Annotated in this window: 4 protein-coding genes; 1 reads left to right on the top strand and 3 read right to left on the bottom strand. The window is 70.0% G+C overall.

The window, feature by feature from the left end:
- The 3 genes from VED21_RS34225 to VED21_RS34215 form a co-directional block, all read right to left on the bottom strand.
- Positions 1 to 1,574 (bottom strand): FG-GAP-like repeat-containing protein (locus VED21_RS34225; RefSeq protein ID WP_324890395.1); only part of this gene is annotated, 1,574 nt, incomplete at its 3' end.
- Between the two features lie 472 nt (positions 1,575 to 2,046).
- Positions 2,047 to 3,579: an ABC transporter ATP-binding protein gene (locus VED21_RS34220; protein ID WP_324890394.1), complete on the bottom strand. Its 1,533-nt coding sequence runs from the start codon at positions 3,577 to 3,579 to the stop codon at positions 2,047 to 2,049.
- The gene (locus tag VED21_RS34215) at positions 3,576 to 4,580 is read right to left on the bottom strand and encodes a BMP family lipoprotein (protein ID WP_414638380.1); all 1,005 of its coding nucleotides are present in this window, start codon (positions 4,578 to 4,580) and stop codon (positions 3,576 to 3,578) included. Before VED21_RS34215 ends, VED21_RS34220 begins: the two co-directional genes overlap by 4 nt.
- Positions 4,581 to 4,794: 214 nt before the next feature.
- Between VED21_RS34215 and VED21_RS34210 the strand changes: the two genes are divergently transcribed.
- Positions 4,795 to 5,195: LysE family transporter (locus tag VED21_RS34210; protein ID WP_324890393.1), on the top strand; the 401-nt coding region annotated here is incomplete at its 3' end.

The raw sequence follows: 5,195 nt of genomic DNA, 5'->3' as shown, positions 1-5,195 counted from the left end.
ACCTCGTCGGTGCCCTCGCCCGCCGCCTCGACCACCACGTCGGCGGCGGTCTGCACCTCGTAGGTGTCGTTGCCGGCGCCGCCGGCCAGGGTGTCGGCACCGGGGCCGCCGATCAAGCGGTTGTCGGCGGCGTTGCCGGTGCCGGCGAAGGCGGCGGCGCCGGTGTAGGTGAGGTTCTCCAGGTTGGCGCCCAGCGTGTAGGCGGCCAGCGTGGTCCGCACCTCGTCGATGCCTTCGCCCGCGGCCTCGATGATCGTGTCCTCGCCATCGGCCACTATGTAGGTGTCGTTGCCGGCACCGCCCAGCAGCGTGTCCGGCCCGGCCCCGCCGTTCAGCACGTCGTCGCCGGCTTCGCCGTACAGGAGATCGCCGTTCGGCACGGAATAGGAAACGACCACGCCGTTGGCGGCAAAGCCGACGATGTCGGCCCGGCCGTCGCCGTTCACGTCCCCAACGTCACGCAGGGCGGTCTCCTGGGTTGGCCAACCGCTGTTCTTGCCATAGGCGCCGAGAAGGCCGATCTGCTGCGCCCCGAAGGAACCATCGGCCTGCCCCAAGGCGAAGGTGACGCCATGCGATCCGAACCCGACGATGTCGTCCCGGCCGTCGCCGTTCACGTCACCCATGATGCGCGGGTTGATGTTCTGGCTGTTCCAGGTCGTGTCGTATACGTAAACGCCGGACAGGGCGATCTGGGGCTCGGTAAACGTGCCGTCGGTCTTTCCAAGCGAGACGCGGACGCCGTTGGTGTAGAATCCGACGATGTCGGCCCGGCCGTCGCCGTTCACGTCGCCCAGCATGCGCGGCGTCAGATCCTGGCTCGACCAGTTGTTGTTGCTGCCATACGCGCCGGAAAGCGCGATCTGCAGAGGCTCGAAGGTGCCGTCGGTCTTTCCAAGCGAGACGCGCACGCCATTGCTGTAGAACCCGACGATGTCGGCCCGTCCATCGCCGTTCACGTCACCCAGCATGCGGGGCATTTGCTCCTGGCTGGGCCACCCGCTGTTCAGGCCATAGGTGCCGGAAAGCGCGCTCTGCTGCGGGCCGAAGGTACCGTCGGCCTTTCCCAGGGCCGTGGAAACGCCGTGCGAGCCGAAGCCGACGATATCCGCCCGGCCGTCCCCGTTCACGTCCGCCAGCGTGCGCGGATTGAGGTTCTGGCTCGTCCACGTATAATTGTAGCCGTAAACGCCCCACAGCGCGGCCTGCGGTGCGGTGAACGTCCCGTCGCTCAAGCTCAGCGCATCGCTCACGCCGTTCGAGGCGAAGCCGACGATATCCGCTCGTCCATCGCCGTTCACGTCTCCGACGACACGCGGGTTCTTGTCCTGGCTCGTCCAGCTGCTGTTGTAGCCGTAGGCGTTGGCGAGAACGAGCGTGGGCGTCGTGAACAGATAAGGAGACTCGGCGTTTCCGGCATCGCCAAGAAGCGTGTCGTTTCCACCGCCACCAGAAAGCGTGTCCGCACCGTGGCCGCCGTCCAGATGATCACCGCCCGCGTCGCCGAAAAGCGTGTCGTTCCCGTTGCCCCCCGTAAGGGTATCGTTCGCGGTGGTGCCGGAAATGGACGGCATTGTTGCTTCTCCTGTGCCTCGAAGGTTCAGTCATATTCTTGCATGTGTCATGCAAGTTATGTTCGATCTTCACAGGAATACTATGGGACGGAAGCCGTGGGAAGGCGCATCCCGCTCAGCGTGCACTGTGTCGCACCCGCATCCAAAGATTGCAGATCCGCCGGCCTACGGAGAGCGGCGCGGGTTCCTTGCAAAAATTCCCATCTCCCGCCATACTTCCCGCACCAACGCCCGACGTGCGCCCGCGCCGAACCGCGCCGTGCACGGCGGCCCTGAATGAAACACCTGCCCGAAACCTGTTTCATCCGGTTTCATCCGGTTACATTCGCCCGACGTTCCCGGTCCGCGACACGGCGGTCGCGGATGCAACACACGGCCGAAAGCGTTGCATGGTGTTGCATCCGGTTGCATCAGGCCCGCGCGGCACGCCGCTCCGTGATGTTACGCCCGCCGAAAAGCGTATCGCCGCGTATCATCCGGTAACATCGGCTCCGGCCGCGCCGGCCATCATCAGGCCCAGGCGGCGCTCGTCGGCGGCCTCGGGGGTGACCTCGCCCACGATGCGGCCGGCGCACATCACCAGGATGCGGTCGGACAGGGCCAGGATCTCCTCCAGCTCGACGGAGACCAGAAGGATCGCCTTGCCAGCGGCACGCAGGGCCAGCAGGCGGTTGTGGATGAACTCGATGGCGCCGACGTCCACGCCGCGCGTCGGCTGGCCGACCAGCAGCAGGTCGGGGTCGCGCTCGATCTCGCGGGCCAGCACCAGCTTCTGCTGGTTGCCGCCGGAAAAGCCGGAGACCGGCCGGTCCACGGCGCGCGGGCGCACGTCGTAGGCCTCCATCACGGCGGCACAGCGCGCCCGCACCGCCGCCCAGTCCAGGCGCGCCACACCGCTCCACGCCGGGTCGTCGTGGTAGCCGAGGATCAGGTTGGCCGCCGCCGGGAATCCGGTCACCAGCCCCACCGCCTGCCGGTCCTCCGGCACGTGGCCGGCCCCGCGGGCGCGCAGGGTCCGGGCGTCGCAGCCGGCCGCCGGCAGCTCCGCGCCCTTCAGGCGGATGCGGCCGGCGCGGACGGGGCGCATGCCGGCCAGCGCCTCCAGCAGCTCCGACTGGCCGTTGCCGGACACGCCCGCGATGCCGACGATCTCGCCGGCCCGCACGGTCAGGTCCACGCCGCGCACGCGCTCCACCCCGGCGGCGTCGGCCACGCGCAGTCCCTGCACCTCCAGCACCGGGGCGCCGGGGGATGCCGGCGGCTTGGCGACGCGCAGGGCGACGCGGCGGCCGACCATCAGCTCGGCCAGCTCCTCCCGGCTGGTGGCGGCGGTGGGGCGGGTGGCCACCACCGCGCCCCGGCGCATGACGGTGACGGCGTCGGTCAGCTCCATCACCTCGCGCAGCTTGTGGGTGATGATGACCACGGTCTTGCCCTGCCCCGCCAGGGCGCGGAGGATGCGGAAGAGGTGGTCGGCCTCCTGCGGCGTCAGCACGCCGGTGGGCTCGTCCAGGATCAGAAGTTCGGCGCCACGGGTCAGCGCCTTCAGGATCTCCACCCGCTGCTGCGCCCCCACGGGCAGGTCGCCGACCGGCGTGTCGAGGTCGACCTCCAGGCCGTAGGCGGCGGCCAGCCGCTCCAGCTCGGCCCGCGCGCGGCGGCGGCCGGGGGCCAGCGTCGGCCCGCCCTCGGCGCCCAGCAGCACGTTCTCCAGCGCGGTGAACCGCTCGACCAGCATGAAGTGCTGGTGCACCATGCCGATACCCCGGCGGATGGCGGCGCGCGGGCTGCCGGGGGGCAGCGGCACGCCGTCCACCCGCACCTCGCCCACGTCCGGGGCGACGGTGCCGTAGACGATGTTCATCAGCGTGGACTTGCCGGCCCCGTTCTCGCCGACGACGCCGTGGATCGTCCCCTTCGGCACCGCCAGCGACACGTCCCGGTTGGCGTGGGTGGCGCCGAACCACTTGTCGACGCCACGGACCTCAAGCGCCGGCGCGGTCACGGCGTGTAGGGCTTGACCGGCAGCGTGCCGGCGACGATGGCCGCCCTGGCCTCCTCCACCCGCCGCTCCATGTCGGCGGAGACGACGGCCCGGTTGTGCTGGTCCAGCGCGTAGGACACCGCGTCCTCCTTCAGCCCCAGCACGCGGTGCCCGGCCGTCCAGGTGCCCTCGCGCGCACTGCGGAAGCAGTCGTAGACCGCCACGTCGACGCGCTTGAGCATGGAGGTCAGCACCTTGCCCGGGTGCAGGTGGTTCTGGTTGCTGTCCACGCCGATGCCCAGCCGGCCGGCGTCGGCCGCCGCCTGCAGGACGCCCAGGCCGGTGGCCCCGGCGGCGGCGTAGACCACGTCGGCGCCCCGGTCGAACTGGCTCTTCGCCAGCTCCGCCCCGCGCGCCGGATCGTTCCAGGCGGCCGGGGTGGTGCCGGTCATGTTGACCAGCACCTCGGCCTGCCCGTTCACGTGGCGCACGCCCTGCTCGTAGCCGGTGAGGAAGTTGCGGATCAGCGGGATGTCCATGCCGCCGACGAAGCCGACCTTGCCGGTCTTCGACGCCATGGCGGCCAGCATGCCGACCAGGAAGGAGCCCTCCTCCTCCTTGAAGGTCATGGACCGCACGTTGGGCCGGTCCAGCTTCTCGTCGATCAGGCAGAACTTGGTGTTGGGGAACTCCTTGGCCACCTTCTCCAGCGGCACGGCCTGGGCGAAGCCCATGGCGACCACCACGGTGGCGCCGCGCCGGGCGACGGCGCGCAGCGCCTGCTCGCGCTGCCCCTCGGCGTTCACCTCGACGTCGCGGTAGGCGACGCCGGTGTCCTTCTTGAAGCGCTCGGCGCCGACATAGGCGGCCTCGTTGAAGGATTTGTCGAACTTGCCGCCCATGTCGTACACGACGGCCGGCGCGAACTCCTGCGCCGCCGCGGCCCCGGCCGCCAGCGCCAGCAGCGCCGCCGCGATCCCCAGCATCTTGTGCCTGCCCCCCAGCATCTTGCGCCCACGCATGGTCCCTCCCCGGTCCGGCCACAGCTGGACGGGAAGGATAGTCGGGCAAGCCGGCACGCGACAGGGGGATTGTGACGCCCGCCGCCCTCATCGGTTGACGAACTGGCCGGAAGGCCGGCCCTGTCGGGTTGACTTGGCCGGGGCGGACGGATATGACCCGCTCAGGTCAGGCTCGGCCGCATCCTTGCGGCCAGTCCGGGACCCGGAAGGAACGGTGGCCGTGCAACAACTGGTGGTGCTGTTTCAGGGACTGATTCTCGGCATCGCCATCGCTGCGCCGGTCGGACCCATCGGGTTGCTCTGCATCCGCCGCACCATCGAGCACGGGCCCATGATCGGCTTCGCCACCGGCATGGGGGCGGCCGTGGCCGACACCTTCTACGGCGCCATCGCCGCTTTCGGCGTGTCGGCCGCCATCGGCTTCCTCACCGGGCACGAGACCTTCTTCCGCATCGCCGGCGGCATCATCCTTCTGGTCGTCGCCCTCCGCACCTACCGCCAGAGCCCCTCGGCCGAAGCGCGGGAGGTGGACAGCGCGCCCGACAGCCGCACCGCCATCAGCGGCTTCATGACCGGGCTGTCGCTGACCATGACCAACCCGGCGACGATCTTCGC

Source organism: Azospirillum sp., from assembly GCF_035627195.1.
Classification (GTDB): domain Bacteria; phylum Pseudomonadota; class Alphaproteobacteria; order Azospirillales; family Azospirillaceae; genus Azospirillum.
The sequence above is the reverse complement of the archived record's forward strand: the minus strand, read 5'-3'. Positions and strand labels throughout refer to the sequence as shown.